At 69.1% G+C, this 18,363-nt stretch carries 15 protein-coding genes and 2 tRNA genes; 15 read left to right on the forward strand and 2 right to left on the reverse strand.

Features of this window, described 5'->3' with window-relative positions; translation table 11 throughout:
- Positions 1-50 precede the first annotated feature (50 nt).
- Entirely contained in the window at positions 51-1,490 is a 1,440-nt protein-coding gene (locus IT182_00450; GenBank protein MCC6161804.1) for a sodium:solute symporter, read from the reverse strand.
- A 67-nt stretch (positions 1,491-1,557) separates the two neighbouring features.
- On the opposite strand from IT182_00450, the gene IT182_00455 reads away from it, so the two are divergent.
- The 15 genes from IT182_00455 to smpB all read left to right on the forward strand — a co-directional run bounded on the left by IT182_00455 (position 1,558) and on the right by smpB (position 17,475).
- On the forward strand, positions 1,558-2,136 hold the full coding sequence (locus IT182_00455) for an HAD family hydrolase (GenBank protein MCC6161805.1): 579 nt from the start codon (positions 1,558-1,560) through the stop codon (positions 2,134-2,136).
- Positions 2,112-3,146: a bifunctional hydroxymethylpyrimidine kinase/phosphomethylpyrimidine kinase gene (locus IT182_00460; GenBank protein ID MCC6161806.1), complete on the forward strand. Its 1,035-nt coding sequence runs from the start codon at positions 2,112-2,114 to the stop codon at positions 3,144-3,146. Before IT182_00455 ends, IT182_00460 begins: the two co-directional genes overlap by 25 nt.
- A gap of 20 nt (positions 3,147-3,166) precedes the next feature.
- Entirely contained in the window at positions 3,167-3,601 is a 435-nt protein-coding gene (locus IT182_00465; protein MCC6161807.1) for an adenylyltransferase/cytidyltransferase family protein, read from the forward strand.
- Positions 3,602-3,609: 8 nt separating this feature from the next.
- Positions 3,610-4,611 carry a glycosyltransferase family 9 protein gene (locus IT182_00470; GenBank protein MCC6161808.1) on the forward strand — a complete coding sequence of 334 codons (1,002 nt, stop codon included), beginning with the start codon at positions 3,610-3,612 and terminating at the stop codon, positions 4,609-4,611.
- Positions 4,608-5,147, forward strand: coding sequence for an isoprenylcysteine carboxylmethyltransferase family protein (locus tag IT182_00475; GenBank protein ID MCC6161809.1), 540 nt, complete (start codon positions 4,608-4,610; stop codon positions 5,145-5,147). The genes IT182_00470 and IT182_00475 overlap by 4 nt, the downstream gene beginning before the upstream one ends.
- A gap of 158 nt (positions 5,148-5,305) precedes the next feature.
- Positions 5,306-9,073 carry a TonB-dependent receptor gene (locus IT182_00480; GenBank protein ID MCC6161810.1) on the forward strand — a complete coding sequence of 1,256 codons (3,768 nt, stop codon included), beginning with the start codon at positions 5,306-5,308 and terminating at the stop codon, positions 9,071-9,073.
- 161 nt (positions 9,074-9,234) lie between these two features.
- Positions 9,235-9,310 (forward strand) — tRNA-Val (locus IT182_00485).
- 71 nt (positions 9,311-9,381) lie between these two features.
- Positions 9,382-9,458 (forward strand) — tRNA-Asp (locus IT182_00490).
- A gap of 238 nt (positions 9,459-9,696) precedes the next feature.
- The gene (locus IT182_00495; GenBank protein ID MCC6161811.1) at positions 9,697-11,085 is read left to right on the forward strand and encodes a nitronate monooxygenase; all 1,389 of its coding nucleotides are present in this window, start codon (positions 9,697-9,699) and stop codon (positions 11,083-11,085) included.
- A gap of 132 nt (positions 11,086-11,217) precedes the next feature.
- Positions 11,218-11,694: a hypothetical protein gene (locus tag IT182_00500; protein MCC6161812.1), complete on the forward strand. Its 477-nt coding sequence runs from the start codon at positions 11,218-11,220 to the stop codon at positions 11,692-11,694.
- A 133-nt stretch (positions 11,695-11,827) separates the two neighbouring features.
- The gene (locus tag IT182_00505) at positions 11,828-14,230 is read left to right on the forward strand and encodes a PBP1A family penicillin-binding protein (GenBank protein ID MCC6161813.1); all 2,403 of its coding nucleotides are present in this window, start codon (positions 11,828-11,830) and stop codon (positions 14,228-14,230) included.
- Positions 14,227-15,237: a DNA polymerase III subunit delta' gene (gene holB / locus IT182_00510; protein MCC6161814.1), complete on the forward strand. Its 1,011-nt coding sequence runs from the start codon at positions 14,227-14,229 to the stop codon at positions 15,235-15,237. Before IT182_00505 ends, holB begins: the two co-directional genes overlap by 4 nt.
- Before the next feature lie 171 nt (positions 15,238-15,408).
- Positions 15,409-16,026: a hypothetical protein gene (locus IT182_00515; GenBank protein ID MCC6161815.1), complete on the forward strand. Its 618-nt coding sequence runs from the start codon at positions 15,409-15,411 to the stop codon at positions 16,024-16,026.
- On the forward strand, positions 16,023-16,946 hold the full coding sequence (pdxA, locus tag IT182_00520) for a 4-hydroxythreonine-4-phosphate dehydrogenase PdxA (GenBank protein ID MCC6161816.1): 924 nt from the start codon (positions 16,023-16,025) through the stop codon (positions 16,944-16,946). Before IT182_00515 ends, pdxA begins: the two co-directional genes overlap by 4 nt.
- A gap of 13 nt (positions 16,947-16,959) precedes the next feature.
- The gene (gene smpB / locus IT182_00525) at positions 16,960-17,475 is read left to right on the forward strand and encodes an SsrA-binding protein SmpB (protein ID MCC6161817.1); all 516 of its coding nucleotides are present in this window, start codon (positions 16,960-16,962) and stop codon (positions 17,473-17,475) included.
- 77 nt (positions 17,476-17,552) lie between these two features.
- Here smpB and IT182_00530 read toward each other — a convergent pair.
- A partial coding sequence (locus IT182_00530) for a DUF1972 domain-containing protein (GenBank protein MCC6161818.1) occupies positions 17,553-18,363 on the reverse strand: 811 nt, incomplete at its 5' end.

The raw sequence follows: 18,363 nt of genomic DNA on the forward strand, positions 1-18,363 counted from the left end.
CTCTCCGCTGCTGCGCAGCTACGGAGGGCAGGCAAGGGCCGCCCCGCGATTCACGCAGGCGTCCGGTCCTTGCGGCCCATCACCGTGCTGAAGGCGAGGGCGGTGAGGGCGGTGATGGTGGCGCCGATGAACGCGTACCACGTCCAGGCGACTGGGGTGGCGATCCAGATGTACACGAGGGTCGCCATGCCGACGGCCATGCCGGCGAGCATCGCGTGGGCGCTCACGCGCGAGGTGGCGAAGCCGACGAGGAATGCACCCAGCACGGGGCCGGCCGTGAGCGAGAGCACGGACAAGCCGGCGTCGAGGACCGACCGATCCATCCACTGGCACGCCAGGGCGACCGCCAGCTGCACGACGCCCCAGAACAACGTGGCGCGATACGACACGCGCATGATGGTCTGTTCGTCGGCGGTCTCGTTGACGTAGCGCAGGTAGAAGTCGTTGACGGTGGACGCGGCCATGGCGTTGATGGACGGCGACAGCGCCGCGGCGACGATCGCCGCCACGATGAAGCCGGACACGCCGCTCGGGAGCGTGTTGATCACGAATGTCGGCAGGATCTCGTCTGGGCGTCCGAGCGTCGGCAGCGGCACCTGCTGGTAGTAGGCGTAGAGCATCACGCCGATCGTGAGGAACAGCGCGAACTGCAGCAGCACCAGCACGCCGCTCAGGATCAGTCCGCGGCCCGCGTCGCGCGCCGACGGCGCCGACAGCAGGCGCTGCACGAGGAACTGGTCGGTGCCGTGCGTGGCGAGCGTGAGGGCCACCCCGCCGACCACCCCGGCCCAGAAGGTGTACACGCTCGTGAAGTTCAGCGAGAAGTCGAACACGCGGAACTTGCCGGCCGCCTCTCCCGCCGCGACCACGGCGCTCCATCCGCCGTCGATGCCGTACAACAGCGCGAAGAAGATGATCAGCGCGCCGGCCAGGTACACGAACATCTGGACCACGTCGGTCCAGATGACCGCGGCCGACCCGCCGTAGACGGTGTAGACGATCATCGCCGTTCCGAGCAGCACGACGGTCCACGGGACAGGGATGCCGGTCACCACCGCGATGACGAGTGCCGTCGTGAAGAGCCTGATACCGTCGGCCAGCGATCGCGTCAGCAGGAAGATCGCCGCACCCGCCGCGCGCACCGACGATCCGAAGCGCGATTCCAGCAACTGGTACGACGTCATCAACTCGCCGCGGAAGTACGCCGGCAGGAACCACACGCTCACCAGGACGCGCCCGATGACGTATCCGAGCGGTAACTGGAGGAACGCCATGTTGCCGGTGAACGCGGCCGCGGGCACGCCGATGAACGTGACGGTGCTGGTCTCGGTGGCGACCACCGTGAAGCAGATGGCCCACCACGGCACCGAATGGCCGCTGAGGAAGTAGTCCTTGCTCGATCGCTGGAACCGAGCGAAGTACGTGCCGAAGGCCGTCAACGCCAGCACGTAGCCGGCGATCACCGCGTAGTCGAGCCAGTTGAGTACCATGCGCGTGGCGCCAGCCTATCACCGCGGGGATTCCCGGCCGTCGCGGAATTTCCGCTACTATCCCCCCGTGACTGCCCTCGCGCCAGCGGTCTTCCTCGACCGCGACGGCACCCTCATCGAAGACGCGGGATACCTCGACTCGCTCGATCGCCTGACGTTGTTGCCCTCCACCGTCGACGCCTTGCGTGTCCTGGCACGCGGCGGCCATCGCCTCGTCGTGATCACCAACCAGAGCGGTATCGCACAGGGATTGTTCGACGAGGCATTCGTCACGCGGACGCACGACGCCCTGCAGGCGCGACTGACTGCCGCAGGCGCGCGCATCGACGGTTGGTACTACTGCCCGCACCATCCTCGGGGACAGGTGCCGGCGCTCACGACGACGTGCGACTGCCGCAAGCCGGCGCCGGGTCTCGTCAGGCAGGCCGCCAGTGATCTGGGACTCGATCTGTCGAAGTCCTGGATGATTGGCGACCGCTGGGGCGACGTCACACTCGCGCCCAACGCCGGCCTGCGCGGCGGCATTCTCGTGCGCACGGGCCAGGGGCGTGTCGCCGAGCAGCATCCCGTCGACGGGACACAGGCCGCTTACGTGGCAGACGACGTGATGGACGCCGCAGCGTGGATCCTGCGGCAGGGAGCGTGACGGTGCGGCAGCGATTGCTCGACGTGGTCGACGCCCTCGCCGGCCGCCGCACGGTGGTCATCGGCGACATCGCGGCCGACGAGTTCCTCTACGGACGCGTGGCGCGGGTCTCGCGCGAGGCGCCCGTCCTCATCCTCGAGTACGACACGACGGTGATCGTGCCCGGCGGCGCGGGCAACGCCGCCGCCAACGTCGCCGCGCTCGACGGGCGTACCGCGCTCTTCGGCTGCGTGGGACGCGACGATCAGGGAAGCCGCCTGCTCGACGCGCTCTCGTCGGCTGGTGTCGACGCGCGCGGCGTGGCGCGATTGCCCGGGGTGGCCACCACCACGAAGACCCGCGTGCTCGCCGGCGGTATCCACTCGGCCAAGCAGCAGGTGGTGCGAATCGATCGCCGCGGACAGGCGCCCGTATCGCGCGCCATTCACGAGGCATGGGGACGTCGGCTCGATGCGGCGTTGCGCACGTGCGACGCGGTGCTGATCTCCGACTACGGCGGCGGCGCGGTGACGCCCGCGCTCGTGCGGCACGTGAAGCAGACGCTGCGCGCACGGACACGCGTACGCATACCCGTCCTGATCGACTCCCGGTACGCGCTTGGCCGCTACGCCGGACTCACCGCGTCGACGCCGAATGAGTCCGAAGTCGAGGCGCTGCTCGGCGTGCGGATCGGCGACGACAGGCGCGCGCTCGAACGCGCGGGCCGCACGCTGCTCGATCGCACGCGGATGGAAGCCGTCCTCATCACGCGCGGCAGCCGCGGCATGGCGTTGTTCGAACCCGATCGACAGACCGTGCACATCCCGATCGTCGGCTCCGACGAGATCGCCGACGTCACCGGCGCCGGCGACACGGTGATCGCCACTGTCACGCAGGCGCTCGCGTCCGGCGCCTCCATGGAGGAAGCGGCGCACCTGGCCAACCATGCGGGCGGACTGGTGGTGATGAAGCGCGGCACGGCCACGCTGTCGCGCGGGGAACTGCGTGCCGCCATCGAGGGTGAACGGTGATCGTCGGGCGCGACGCCCTGATGGCCCGCATCGCCGCGCATCGCGCGCAGGGGCAGTCGATCGCGCTCGCCAACGGCGTGTTCGATCTGCTGCACGTGGGGCATCTCCGCTACCTCCAGGGCGCCGCTGCCGAAGGTGACGTGCTCGTGGTGGCGGTGAACGACGATGAGGCGGTGCGGCAGTTGAAGGGACCCGATCGCCCGATAGTGGGAGAAGGAGAGCGGGCCGAACTGGTTGACGCGCTGCGCGGCGTGGACTACGTCGTGCTGTTCGGCGATCTCACGGTCGGGCCGATTCTCGAAGCGCTGCGCCCCGACGTTCACTGCAAGGGCACCGACTACACGGTCGACACGGTTCCCGAACGCGCCATCGTCCAGGCCTACGGAGGGCGGACGGCGATCGTCGGCGATCCGAAGGACCACTCCACGCGTGACATCGTGGCGCGGCTGCGGTGAGGCGAGGCATGCCGCCCGCCGATTCCGTCCTCATCGTGCGTCTCGGTGCGCTCGGCGACGTGATTCACGCCATCCCCGTCGTGGCCGCGATCCGCGCCGCGTTTCCCGCGGCGCGGATTGGCTGGCTCGTACACCAGCGCTTCGTACCGCTGCTCGAGTGCGTGGAGGGGCTCGACCGCATCCACGCGATGGAACGTCGATCGAGCGCGCGCGTCATCGGCGAGGTGCGCCGGGCGCGATACGCCGTATGTCTCGATCTGCAGGGGCTCCTCAAGTCGGCGGCGCTCGCGCGGGTGAGCGGCGCGCGCCGCGTGATCGGATTCTCGCGCACCCTGCTGCGCGAGCCCGCGGCGGTCCTCGCCTACACGGAAACCGGTGGCGACGGGAGCGGGCACGTGATCGACAAGAACCTGTCGGTGCTCGGCCTGCTGGGCGTCGACACGCGGACGCGGGCTTTCCCGCTGCGCGTGCCCGACACGCCTGTCGTGCCGTGTACGCGCGAGATCCTCGGCGTGGGGGCGTCGGAGCCGTTCGCGCTTCTCAATCCCGGCGCGGCCTGGCCGAACAAGCGGTGGCCTGCCGAACGATTCGGCGCGACGGCGCGACTGCTCCGCGATCGACTCGGCCTGCGCAGCGCGGTGTTGTGGGGACCCGACGAGGCGACGCTCGCGGCGCAGGTGGCGCGGGCGTCCGATGCGGCGGCGCGCATGGCGCCGCAGACGACGATGGTGGAGATGCTGGCGTTGGCGCGCGCGTCGCGCGTGGTGGTGTCTGGGGACACGGGGCCCCTGCACCTGGCGGCGGCCGTGGGGACGCCCGTCGTGGGGGTGTACGGCCCGACGCCTCCGGGACGCAATGGTCCGTGGAATCCGCGCGACGAGGTCGTGTCCGCGCACGACGCGTGTCGTTGCGCGTTCAAGCGACAGTGCACATCCGACGCGTGGTGCCTCGACGGCGTGTCGGCCGAGGTCGTGGCCGACGCCGTGGTGCGTCGTGTGGAGGCGGCGTGACCGCCGCGTCGCCGGCGCCATCGTCTCCGCGTGCCGGTCTTGCGCGGTGGCGCGTGCCCCTCGGCTTCGCGTTCGCGGGACTCGTGCTGTGGCTGGCGCGTCCCACGCCGCGGAGCCTCCAGGTGGGCCTGTCGATCGCGCTGGTCGGGCAGATGATGCGGATCTGGGCCGCCGGCCATCTGGAGAAGAGTCGCGAGGTCACCTCGTCGGGCCCGTACCGCTTCACGCGGCACCCGCTCTACCTCGGCTCGACGCTGATGGGGATCGGCCTTGCGGTGGCGGCGCGCCACTGGCTGGTGGCGGTGGTGATTCCGGGCTATCTGGGGGCGACGTTGTGGCTGGCGATTCGCACCGAGGAGGCGTACCTGCGGGCGACGTTCGGCGATGCGTACGACAGGTACGCCGGCGGTGCGTTGCCGGCGGTGGCTCGCCGCTTCAGCGTCGAGCGCGCGTGGCGCAACAAGGAGTACCGCGCACCGATCGGGCTTCTGCTGATGAGTTTGTATCTGCTCTGGCGTGCGGGTCTGCTCGGCTGACCACCTTCCGCCAACTTCCGCCAACCCTTTTCTCGTCTTGACATCAGGCTGAACCCGGTCGCATCCTGTTCGGCATTTCTGTCGTCCATTCGGCCCCAGGCTGTGCCTTCGTGCGCAACCGGGGGTTTGCTGTTTTGGCAGTGGTAGGGAGGTGGACTGTGAACGTTTCTTGGCTCAGGCTCGTGTCGAGTCTGTTGTGGGCCGTGCTGTTGTTGGGTGCACCGTCGGCGAGTGTGGCGCAGACGGGCACCGCGTCGCTGGCGGGGACTGTCACCGACGACCAGAAGAGCGCCGTTCCCGGCGTGCTCGTGACGCTCACGAGCGGTGCGACGGGGTTGACGCGTGAGGCCGTCAGCGGTGCGAACGGGACCTATCAGTTCCTCGCGGTTCCACCGGGGACATACACGCTGAAGGCGGAGCTCAGCGGCTTCAAGAGCAGCGTCATCGAGGGCATTCAGCTCAACACCGACTCGTCGCAGCGCGTGGACGTGTCGCTGGCCGTGGGCGGTCTCGAAGAGACGGTGCAGGTGCTGGCCGAAGCGCCGGCGATCAACACGACGGACGCGAGTCTCGGCAACGTCATCAAGGAAGCGCAGATCCGCGGGCTGCCGCTCGAAGCGCGCAATCCCGTCGGCCTGCTCTCCCTCCAGACGGGCGTGGTCTACATCCCGCGCAACAACCCCGAGACCACCGTCGATCCCCGGTATGGGTCGGTGAGCGGCGCGAGGGCCGACCAGAGCAACGTCACGCTCGACGGCATCGACGTCAACGACGGGCAGAACCAGAGCGCGTTCACGTCGGTACTGCGGCTCACGCTCGACTCCGTCCAGGAGTTCCGCGTGACCACGAGCTCGTACGGCGCCGAGGGCGGGCGCTCGTCGGGACCGCAGGTGTCGCTCGTGACCAAGAGCGGCACGAACGATCTGCGTGGGGCGGCGTACTACGCCAGCCGCGACACGAAGTTCTCGTCGAACGAGTACTTCAACAAGCTGTCGCAGTTGAAGGCGGGTCAGACGAGCACGCCGCCGCTGCTCGACAAGAACATCTACGGCGGGTCGCTGGGCGGTCCGCTCGTGAAGGACCGGCTCTTCTACTTCGCCAACTTCGAGGCGCTGCGCGAGAAGCGCGAGTCGGTCGTCGAGCGTGCGGTCCCGTCTGCGGCGATGCGTGACGGCGTGCTGACGTACACGTGCGCCGCGGGGGCGTCCTGCCCGGGCGGTACCGTGCAGGGCTTCACCAGTTCGCACACGATTCCGGCGGGTCGCTACGGGATGGGGCCGGCCGACTTCCGCCGCGTGGATCCGGCGGGCATCGGCGCGAGCACGGTGGCGTCGCAGTACTGGCGGCAGTACCCGTTGCCGAACTACGACGGTCGTGACGGCGCCAACATCATGGGCTACCGCTTCACGTCGCCCATCGAGAACGAGTTCAACACGCTCATCGCGCGCGGCGACTATCGCATCAGCAACGGGCAGTCGCTCTTCACGCGCGTCAACAAGCAGTCGGACGCGATCGTCGGCACGCAGCAGTTCCCGGGGCTCGCCCCCAACACGACGCGCGAAGTGAAGAACTGGGGCTTTGCCACGGGACACGACTGGGTGCTGCGCTCGAACCTGATCAACACGCTGCGCGTCGGCTACACGAAGATCGACGATGCGACCATCGGTTTGCAGACGCGGAGCGCGACACAGTTCCGCTTCATGGACAACTACGAGGCGCTGTCGTCCAGCAGCGGCCGCAACCTGGGGACCTGGAACATCACCAACGACCTGTCCTGGATCAAGGGCGCGCACACGCTCAAGTTCGGGACCAACCTGCGGTACGTCCGCAACGACACCTACAGCAACGCCAGTTCGTTCTTCAGCGGCGTGGCCAACGGGTCGTGGGTGGCCGGCGTGGGGCGGCGCTACATGCCCGGCGGTGCGTGCCCGGCGCCTGCCGACTGCTCGGGGCTGCCGGCCGTGGCGTCGACGGCGCAGGCCACATATGCCGACACGTTCATCAACATGCTCGGTGCGATCACGCAGACGACGGCGCGCTACAACTACACGATCGACGGCGGTGTGATTCCCGAAGGGCAGGCCCTGCCGCGGCTGTACGTGGCCAACGAGTACGACGTGTACGTGCAGGATCAGTGGCGCGTGAGCGACAGTTTCACGCTGAATCTCGGTCTGCGCTACAGCCTCTTCCCGCCCGTCTATGAGGGGCGCGGCCAGCAGGTGGTGCCGAGTGTCAACCTGGGCGAGTGGTTCGAACTGCGCCGGGCCAACATGCAGCGCGGCATTCCGGCAAGCGCCGATCCGTCCATTTCCTTCATCCCCGGTGGTCAGGCCAACGACGGGCCCGACTGGTACCGGTACGACAAGAACAACTTCGCACCGCGTGCGAGCTTCGCGTGGTCGATCAACCCGAAGACGTCGATCCGTGGCGGGTACTTCCTGGTGTACGACCGCATCGGGTCCGGCATCGCGACGCAGTTCAACTCCGCCGGCTCGTTCGGTCTGGCCACCGTGCTGAGCAGCATCGTCAACGCGAACAACGAGCCGAGCACGGCGATTCGCTTCACCGACGTGAACACCATCCCGGCGACGTATCCGGCCGCACCGCCGGCGACGTTCCCGGCCACCCCCGGCCTGCGCACGGGCACCATCACCTCGTCGATCGACCAGAACCTGCGGACACCGTACTCGCATGCGTACAACCTGACGTTCAGCCGCGATCTCGGCCGCAATTACTCGGTCGATCTGGCGTACGTGGGCCGGCAGGGGCGCAACCTGATGATTCGGCGGGACGCGGCGATGCCGGCCAATTTCGTCGATCCGCAGTCGGGCGTCGACTACTACTCGGCGGCCACGGAACTCATCACGCAGGCACGTCTGGTGGGTGCGACCAACGTGGCGCCCATCCCGTACTGGGAGAACATGTTCCCGGGGGCAGCCGGCGGCGGCCTGACGGCCACGCAGGTGATGGCCGAGGAGTTCATGGCCAACGAGCCAGACTGGATCACGGCGTTCTGGGCGGCCGATCAGTACTGCTTCCCCGCGTGCCCGTCGACCGGCCGATTCTCGTTCTTCAACCAGCAGTACGACTCGCTGGCCGTGCAGAGCTCGCTTGCGCGCTCGGGCTACAACTCGCTGCAGGTCGCGTTGCGCCGCCGCTTCGCCGACGGCTACCAGTTCGACGTCAACTACACGTACGCGGTGGCCAAGGACCATGGGTCGTCTGTCGAGCGCGGCAGTTCGTTCGGCAACTTCTCGGCCGGCGGCTATTCGGGCTTCCTCATCAACTCCTGGGAACCCGACCAGCAGTATTCGTTCGCGGATTTCGACGTCAGGCACCAGATCAACATGAACGGCCTGTTCGAGCTGCCGTTCGGCCAGGGGAAGAAGTGGGGCAGCAACGTCAATGGCGTCACCAACGCGCTGATCGGCGACTGGTCGCTGGCAGGTATCTTCCGCTGGACGAGCGGCTTCCCGTTCAGCGTCTACAACTGCCGGTCGTGCTGGAGCACCAACTGGAACCTGCAGGGCAACGCGATGCTCGTCGATCCGAACCGACTGCCGGAGCAGAAGACGACGCGCAACGCCGTGGGCGGACAGCCGAGTCCCTGGGCCAACGCGACTGACGCGATCACGTACTTCGAGCGCGCCACGCCCGGGCAGTCCGGAACGCGCAACCTGTTCCGCGGCGACGGGTACTTCGGCATCGACGTGAGCCTCGGCAAGGCGATCCGCATGCCCTTCGGTCATCGCCTGCAGTTCCGGTGGGACGTGTTCAATCTCACCAACACGGTCCGCTTCGACACGGCCACGCTCGACATGTTCCCGGACATCGCCGCGTCGTTCGGCCGCTACAACGGCACGCTGGCCGGCTGCGACGGCGCCGCCAACCGCTGCATGCAGCTCAATCTGCGGTACGAGTTCTGATCGCGGAAGGGTAGGGGCGACGCATGCGTGGCCCCTACCCGTTGCCGGCGTCCGATGCGCCGTGTATACTCCACAGGTTGTCGCGGGTCGTCGACGCGACGCCACGCGCCGGGGGCGTCGAGCTCTCGACGAGCGCCGGCGTGGCACACGGTCGGTCGAGGGGGCGGTTAGCTCAGTTGGTAGAGCACCGGTCTTACACACCGGCTGTCACAGGTTCGAGTCCTGTACCGCCCACCAGTTCGCTGGTGGTTTCGTGTGAGCGTGATTTCACGGCTGCACGATCCGGTCCGGATCGGACATCAGATTGCGGGGTCGTAGCTCAGTCGGTTAGAGCGCCGGCCTGTCACGCCGGAGGCCGCGGGTTCGAGCCCCGTCGACCCCGCCACTCCCGCAACACATTCCGACGATTCCACGAGCCCATGCTTGCGTGAATTTTCCGCGCGGCTGGGGAACTCTCGCCCAGTGCGGCACGCTGGCGTGAAATCTTCGACGATTTGGGCCTGATCGGCGACCTGCGTGGTCGGCCTCCAACTTGCACGCGTACGTCAGGCGTGAACGCACATGTGTCGACGCTGACGCCGCTGAACGCCATCGGAACCCTGCCCGCGATCATCCAGGGAGGGATGGGCGTGGCGATCTCCGACTGGCGCCTCGCCAGGGCCGTGTCGACGACAGGCGCCCTCGGCGTCGTGTCGGGCACCGCTCTCGATCAGGTCCTCGCACGGCGTCTTCAGGACGGCGACATCGGTGGGCACATGCGCCGCGCCCTCGAGGCCTTCCCGATTCCCGCCATCGCCGCGCGCATCCGCGACCGCTTTTTCATCCCCGGGGGAAAGCCCCCCCGGGCCGCGTACGAGACACTCCCGCTCCAGACGGTAGAGGGCTCGGCCGCCTTCCGTGAACTGTGCGTGGTCGCGAACTTCGTCGAGGTCTGGCTCGCCCGGCAGGGCCACACCAATCCCGTTGGTATCAACTACCTCGAGAAGATCCAGATCCCGCACCTGCCGTCGATCTACGGGGCGCTGCTGGCAGGCGTGAGCGCGATCCTGATGGGCGCGGGCATCCCCCTCAGGATCCCCGGCGCCATCGACGCCCTGACCAGCCACGAGCCTGCTTCGTATCCACTCACCGTGACGGGCGGCCAGCCCGGCGACGATGCGACGGTGACGTTCGATCCGGCCACCATCGTGGGCGACGAGAAGCCGCCTCTGACGCGCCCGGCGTTCCTGGCGATCGTCGGCTCCGCGACGCTCGCGCTGACGATGCTGCGCAAGGCCAACGGGCGGGTTGACGGGTTCGTGATCGAAGGCCCGACGGCCGGCGGCCACAACGCGCCGCCGCGTGGCAAGCTCCAGTTGAGCGAGACCGGCGAGCCCGTCTACGGCGAGCGCGACAAGGTCGATCTCGCGGCGTTCCGCGAGTTCGATCGGCCGTTCTGGCTTGCGGGCGGGTACGGATCCCGCGATGGCCTGCGCGCCGCGCGCCAAGCCGGTGCGGCGGGCGTCCAGGTGGGGACGGCGTTCGCGCTCTGCGAGGACTCGGGCCTGCGCGCCGACTATCGCACCGAACTGCTGGCGCGCGTCAGGGACGCCGCGGCGCACGTGAAGACCGATCCGCTCGCATCGCCAACCGGGTTTCCGTTCAAGGTCGCCGACCTGCCCGGTACCGTCGCGCTGGAGGACGTGTACGCCAGGCGCGCGCGCATCTGCGATCTCGGGTACCTGCGCGAGGCCTATCGCATGGCGGACGGCACGATCGGCTACCGCTGCCCTGCCGAGCCCGTCTCCATCTACCGCAGCAAGGGCGGCGACGAAGCCGACACCGTGGGGCGCAAGTGCATCTGCAACGCGCTCGTCGCCACGGCCGGCCATCCGCAGGTGCGGGCGGGTAAACACATCGAGCCCGGCATCGTCACGTCCGGTGACGCGCTGATCGACGTGGCGCAGTTCCTCCGCGACGGGGCCGAGGCGTTCACGGCCGCCGACGTCGTACGCGCCATCCGCGATTCGTAGGGGACCGGTGTCCCGAGCCGTCGCGCCTGTCGCGGGTCGGGCACGCCCGACCCCGTGCGAGAGCGTGCGTTCGAGCATGCGGTGGCATGTCCTGTCGTCAGGCAGGCTCGTCAGTGGCGTACCATGCGGGACATGACCGCGCTGTATCCGCCAATTCTCCTCCTGCACTCCCTCACGCGCTGGGCGATCGTCGTGGCCGGCGTGTGGCTCGTCGTTGCCGCGATTCGGTCGCTCGGCCGGAGCGTCGCGTCCGGCGCCTCGCCGGTGGGCACTCCGTGGAAGGCCTACGTGCACAGCCTGCACGTGCAGCTGGTGCTCGGGGTGCTGTTGATGTTCATCAGCCCGACGGCGCAGTCCGCGTGGGCGAACATGGGGCTGACGATGAAGACGCGAGTGTTGCGGTTCTTCACCATCGAGCACACCGTGATGATGATCCTGGCCATCGGTCTTGCGGAGGCCGGCGCCGCGCGTGCCCGCAAGGCGGGCGACGCTCAGGCAGCGGCGCGCACCACGCTCATCTTCGGAGGCCTCTCGCTGCTTCTGATCTGCGCCGCGATCCCCTGGCCCTTCATGGGTGACATCGCACGGCCCTGGTTCCGAGTCTGGTAGGGGCAGGCGGGCCCGGCTCCTTCGTCCGCGCCAGGGGCTGACCTGTCCGCCGTAGCCCGGCGGGCGAAGGTGGAAGCCCCCGGCCTCCATTCGTGGTGGCACGTCCTTCCTTCGGGTACGCTTGGAAGCGGTCATGGCTGTCTGGAGATGGGGGCGCGGCGTGTTGAGCGGGCAGCGGCCGGGGCGCATCGGCCGCTGGTGGCTGGCGCGTCCGCGCGGACTGGCGTGGCTGCTCGGTGGACTGGCGGCCCTCGCCTGGGTGGGCCTGTTCGGCGCGCTCTGGTTCGCGTGGGACATCAGGCAGTCGCTGCCCGACCGGCGGGCGCTGTCGTCTGTCGGCGACATGGCGCAGGCGACGACGCTGTTCGACCGGGGCGATCAGCCCGTGTTCACGATCTTCAAGGAGCAGCGCATCGAGGTGCCGCTCGAGAAGATGTCCGAGAACGTCAGGCGCGCCGTCGTCTCGGTGGAGGACCAGCGCTTCTACTCGCACAACGGCATCGACGTGGTCCGCATTGCCGCGGCGGTCCTCGCCAACGCGCGATCGGGTACGCGCGGACAGGGCGGCAGCACCATCACGCAGCAGCTCGCGCGGATGAGCTTCCTCCACAGGAAGAAGACCTACACGCGCAAGATCAAGGAAGCCTTCGCCGCGCTGCTCATCGAGCGCACCTACACGAAGGACGAGATCCTCGCGCTGTATCTCAACAAGGCGTATTTCGGCGACGGGTACCACGGAGTGGAGGCGGCGTCGCTCGGCTTCTTCGGCAAGCACGCGAGCGAGCTCGACGTGCCGGAAGCCGCGCTCGTCGCGGGCCTCATCCAGTTACCGTCCGCTTACGCACCGACGATCAACATGGAGCGTGCGGTCGCGCGGCGCAACATCGTGCTGCACACGATGCTCGACTCGGGCGCGATCGACCGCGCGACGTACGACACGGCGCGCCGCGCGCGCGTGCGACTCGCGAACGCGTTGCGGCGCGACGAACCGTTCGGCCTGTACTTCAAGGAGCAGGTACGTCGGGAGCTCGTCGATCGCTTCGGCTGGCAGCGCGTGTCGGAGGGCGGCCTCAAGGTCTACACCACCATCGAGCCAGAGCTCCAGCGGCAGGCCGAAGCCATCGTCGAGCGCCGGCTCTCCGAGATCGAGAAGCGGCGCGGCTACAAGCATCCGGTGCGCGCGACGATGACGATCGAGGAGGACATCGCGCCTGGCTACCTGCAGGCGGCGGTCGTGGTCATCGACCCGGCGACTGGCGCCGTGCGTGCGCAGGTCGGTGGGCGCAACTTCCGTGAGAGCCGCTTCAACAGGGCGGTGCAGGCGCGCCGGCAGTCGGGCTCCGCGTTCAAGCCGATCGTGTATGCGACGGCGATCGAGCAGGGGCAGTCGCCGGGTTCGGTGGTGAGCAACCTGAACGATCCGATCAACACGCCGTCGGGGGCCTACGTGCCCGAAGACGAGCACTCGAGCGCGGGGAGCATGACGCTGCGGACGGCGCTGCGCACGTCGAGCAATCGCGCTGCCGTGCAGTTGCTGCGAACGGTGGGCATTGCCGAAGCGGTGGACACGGCGCAGGCGCTGTCGCTCGGTCGCATGCCTGCCGTACCGTCGATGGCGCTCGGCGCGGGAGAGGTGACGCTGCAGGCGCTCACGGCGGCGTACGGGGCGTTCGCGTCGGCGGGCGTGCTGCGCCAGCCGTATCTCGTGCGCCGCGTGGAGGATCAGGACGGCAACGTCCTCTACGCGACGGAGGCAAGGGAAACGCGCGTGTTCTCGGAGGAGACGGCCTTCCTCGTGACGAGCATGCTGGCCGACGTGATCAACGCGGGCACGGCGTGGCGCGCGCGTGCGGATGGGTTCCGCCTGCCCGCCGCCGGCAAGACGGGCACCACGAACGACTACCACGACGTGTGGTTCGTCGGGTACACGCCGACGACGGTGACAGGTGTGTGGCTGGGGTTCGACCAGCCGCAGGAAATCATCGCCAACGGCTACGCGGGCGAACTGGCGGTGCCGGTGTGGGCGAGCGTGATGGCGGTGGCCACACGGGGCAATGCACCGGAACCGTTCAAGCGTCCGAGCGGCGTGACGGGTGTGGAGATCTGCCGCGTCACGGGCAAGCGGGCGGCAGCGGGCTGTGCGCACGTGCCTGTCGAGGGACCTGATGGTACGGTCGAGGTCCGCTCGATGGCCTACGTCGAGTACTTCCGCAGGGGGACCGAGCCGCAGGACATGTGTACGGAGCACGAAGGGCCGGGTTTCTTCGAGCGGCTGGCCGGCGTCTTCGGCAAGGACAACAGCCTCAAGCCCGTCAGCGCCGAGCAGGCGGGCCTGCCGGGCGTGAGCATCCCCCGCGACGTGCCTGCCCCACCTGTCGCCGCGCGTGACGAGGACGCCCAGCGCGCGAAGGCGGCGCAGGCCGAACCGAACCGCGACGAGGCCGACAAGGGCCGCGTCGCGGCTGGTGACAAGGAACCCGAGAAGAAGCGCGGCTTCTGGGGTCGCGTGTTCGGCCGGCGGGACAAGAAGCCATGATCCTTGCCGACATCCTCGGGCACGGGCAGCCGCGGGCGCTGCTGTTGCGCGCGGTGGTGGCGCGTAGCGTGCCGCAGACGCTGTTGTTCGACGGTCCGGACGGTGTGGGCAAGCGGACGACGGCGCTGGCTCTGGCGTCGGCGATCAACTGCGCGCAGCCGGCCATCGACGGCGATGCCTGCGGGAGCTGCTCCTCCTGCCGTCGCATCGCGCGCGCGCAGCATCCAGACATCGTGACGCTCGTGCCCAACGAGAAGGGCACCATCACCGTCGAGATGGCGCGCGACGTGGTGGGACAGGCCAGCTATCGCCCGTTCGAGGCGCGACGACGCGTGGTGATCGTCGATGCGGCAGACACGCTGCAGCCGTCGGCCCAGAACGCCCTGCTCAAGACGCTCGAGGAGCCGCCGCCCTCGTCGATGTTCATCCTCGTGACGTCGCGGCCCGACTCGCTGCTCGAGACCGTGCGATCGCGCTGTCCGCGCGTGCGCTTCGGGCGTCTGGGGCCGTCCGACCTCGCGGACGTGCTCGTCAGACACTGCGGCGTCAAGCGCGCCGATGCCGCCGGGCTTGCGGCGATGGGGGATGGCAGCGTGGCCCGCGCGCTGGCGCAGGACACCGGCGAGCTCGTCGAGGCGCGCGACGCCGCGCTCGCGTTGCTCCAGGGCGTGGCGAGCCGGCCGCCCGTGGCGGCGCGCCTGTCGCTTGCGGCGCAGCTCGTGAAGCTGCCGAAGAAGCGCGGCACGGGATCCGATCGCGAGGTGCTGGCGCGCCGGCTCGAAGCGCTGTCGCTCCTCGTGCGCGACATTGGCGTCGTCGCCTCGGGCGACGACGGCGACTCCACGCTCGCGAACCCGGATCTGCGTCGCGACCTCGCCGGCCTCTCGCGTCACTTCGACGATGCGCGCGTGCTCGGTGCCTTCACGGCCGTCGAGCAGGCGCGCCGATCGCTCGATCGCTACCAGTCGGCCAAGGTGGTCGCCGATTGGGTGGCCTGCGAGATGTAAGCGATGGGTGATGCGACTGTGCCGCCGATCGTACCGACCGCCAGCGTGCGTTTCGTGCCCGCAGGCCGGCGGCGCTCGTTTCTGCTGCCACACCTGACGCTCGACGGCGCCCTCGCCCCTGGCGACACCGTCGTGGTCGACGATGGCGAGCGGCTGGCCGTGGGGACCGTCATGCTCGAAGCGGCTGACGTTGCCGCGCGCCGTGGGGCGCACGTCACCGCTGACGCGCGCACGCGCGTGATCCGCCGCACGACGGCCGACGACACCACACGGCGGCTCCAGCAGCAACTCGTGGAAGACAAGGCGTTCGCGTTCTGCCAGCTGCGAGTGCGCGAGCGGGCGCTCGACATGAAGCTCGCGCGCGTGGAGCACGCGTTCGACGGCTCGCGCCTGCTGTTCTCGTACACGGCGGAACAGCGCGTGGACTTCCGTGAGCTCGTGCGCGACCTGGCCGCGGCGTTCCACATGCGGATCGAGATGCGGCAGATCGGCGTGCGCGATCAGGCGAAGCTGCTCGGCGGCTACGGGCCGTGCGGGCGCCCGCTGTGCTGCACCACCTGGCTCACGTCGTTCGAAGCCGTGTCGATCAAGATGGCCAAGCAGCAGGGCCTGAGCCTGAGTCCGTCGCGCCTGGCGGGTGTGTGCGGCAGGCTCAAGTGCTGCCTGCGCTACGAACTGCCCAACGCGAAGGGCGAACGGCACGCCGGCTGCGCGCAGGAAGGGTCGTGTACCAACGGCTGCGCGGGCGACGGAGCGTGCGGATCGGAGGGATGTTCGTGCGGGAAATGAGCAGGGCGCGACGCGGGGCGGAACCGCTGCCGCGCGTGGCCGTCACGGTGGGCGACCCGGCGGGCATCGGACCGGAAGTCGCCATCGTCGCCGCGGCGTCGCGCGAAGTGCGGGCCGTCTGCGAGCCGGTGCTGTACGGGCCGCATTCGCCGGAGGCGCTGGACGCGTTCCCCGCCGGTACCGTCAGCGCCGTGGCAGGCAGGGCGGCCTACGACGCCATCGTCGCCGCCGTCGCCGACGCGCAGTCCGGCCACGTCGACGCGATCGCCACGGGGCCGATCCACAAGGAGGCGTTCGCCGCGTGCGGACTGCCCTGGAAGGGCCACACGGAACTGCTCGGCCATCTCACCGGCAGCCGGCAGGTGGCGATGATGTTCCACTCGGATCCGCTGCGTGTCGTGCTGGCCACGGTTCACGTGCCGATCGCGGACGTCCCGCGCCTCCTCACGCAGCCGCTCGTGGAGGACATCATCGAGCTCACCGCGCGCAGCCTGCCCGACTTCGGCTACCAGTCGCCGCGCATCGGATTGGCCGGGCTGAATCCTCACGCCGGCGAGCACGGGCTGATGGGGAGCGAAGACGATACGGTGCTGCGACCGGCGGTGGACGCGTGCCGCGCGCGTGGCATCGACGTGCAAGGCCCGCTGCCCGGCGACACCGTGTTCCTCCAGGCGGTGCGCGGCGCGTTCGACGTGGTCGTCGCCTGCTACCATGACCAGGGGCTGATCCCCGTCAAGCTGCTCGCGTTCGGGCAGTCGGTGAACGTGACGCTCGGGCTGCCGATCATCAGGACGTCGGTCGATCACGGGACGGCGTTCGACATCGCGCGGCAGGGCACCGCCGACGCGTCGAGCATGGTGAGCGCCATCGTGCTTGCCGCGCGGATGGCCGCGAGCCGACGCGCGACGCGAGACGCCTGACGCTCCCGTACTCATGGCACTGCACCAGACGTCCACGCCGAAGTCCGCGCCGCCGAAGGCGGCCGAGAAGACGCCACGCCTGTTGGCCGACAACAGGAAGGCCGGCTTCGACTACGAGTACCTCGAACGCTACGAGGCGGGCGTGGTGTTGCTCGGCACGGAAGTGAAGGCGATTCGCGAGGGGCGCATCAACCTGCGCGACAGTTACGCGCGCGTCGAGGGCAGCGAGGTGTGGGTCTACAACATCCACATCAGCCCGTACAGCCATCGCGGGTACGCGGAGCACGAGGCGCTCCGCAAGCGGAAGCTGCTGCTCAACAGGAGCGAGATCCGGAAGTTGATCGGTCGAACGGTGGAGAAGGGGCTCACCCTCGTCCCCACGAAGATGTACCTGAAGAACGGCCGCGTGAAGATCGACATCGCGCTCGCGCGCGGCAAGAAGGCGTTCGACAAGCGTGAGTCGATCAAGCGCCGCGAGACGGACCGCGAAACGCGCGCCGCCCTGAAGAGCAGCGCCACGCGCCGCTGACCTGCCAGGGCCGGGCTCGGAGCGCCAGCCCTACCGACTGCGGCGATAGGCAGGGTCGGCCCTCCGGACCAGACCCGTCACGTCGCCGTTGCCGCGAGCAGGACCTGTTCGTAGGCCGGCAGGATCCGATCCCACGTGAACGCGTCTGCGTGTCTGGCGTAGCTCGAGGCGCGCATCGCATCGAGTGCTGCCTCGTCGTCCAGCAGCGTGTCGAGTGCGGCGCGGCAGGCGCGCTCATCGGTGAAATAGCTCGAGTCCGGCCCCGCGACCCAGCGGTTGAACGGGTTGTCGTGCGCGAGGACGGGCGAGCCTGCGCCGAGTGCTTCGACGAGCGACGGATTCGTGCCGCCCACCGTATGGCCGTGGATGTACAGCCGCGCGTGGAATCGCAGGGCCTGCACCTGCACGGGATCGTAGAGCGCGCCCGGGAAGAGCACTTCCGTGCCGGCCGCCGCACGCACGGCGGCATGGTAGGGATGCGCCGCGTCGTACGCGCCAAGGACGACGAGCGGACGGCCGCGCGGAACGGTTGACCACGCGCGCACGATCTCGAGGACGGAGTTCTCGGGTTCGGGTCGTGCGATGACGAGCCCGTATTCCCGCGGTTGGAGTCCGAGGGTGGCGAGCGGGTCCGTCGGCGCACTCTCCACGCGCTCGGCGCCATACGGCACCATCGTCGTCCGCCGTGCGGCGCCCCGGCGCGCGAGCATCGCGGCGATCTCCGGGTGGTCGGCGATGAGGTGCGTGGCCATGAATCCGGCGATCCAGCTGTTCATCCAGAACCATGCGCGCACCGGCGGCGACCACTTCCCGCGCCGCCACTCGATCCCGTCCATGTTGACCACGTGACGCCGCGCGCGCAGGCGATACCACGGGAAGAGCACGGCG

It is taken from the genome of Acidobacteriota bacterium (assembly GCA_020845575.1).
Taxonomy (GTDB): Bacteria; Acidobacteriota; Vicinamibacteria; order Vicinamibacterales; family Vicinamibacteraceae; genus Luteitalea.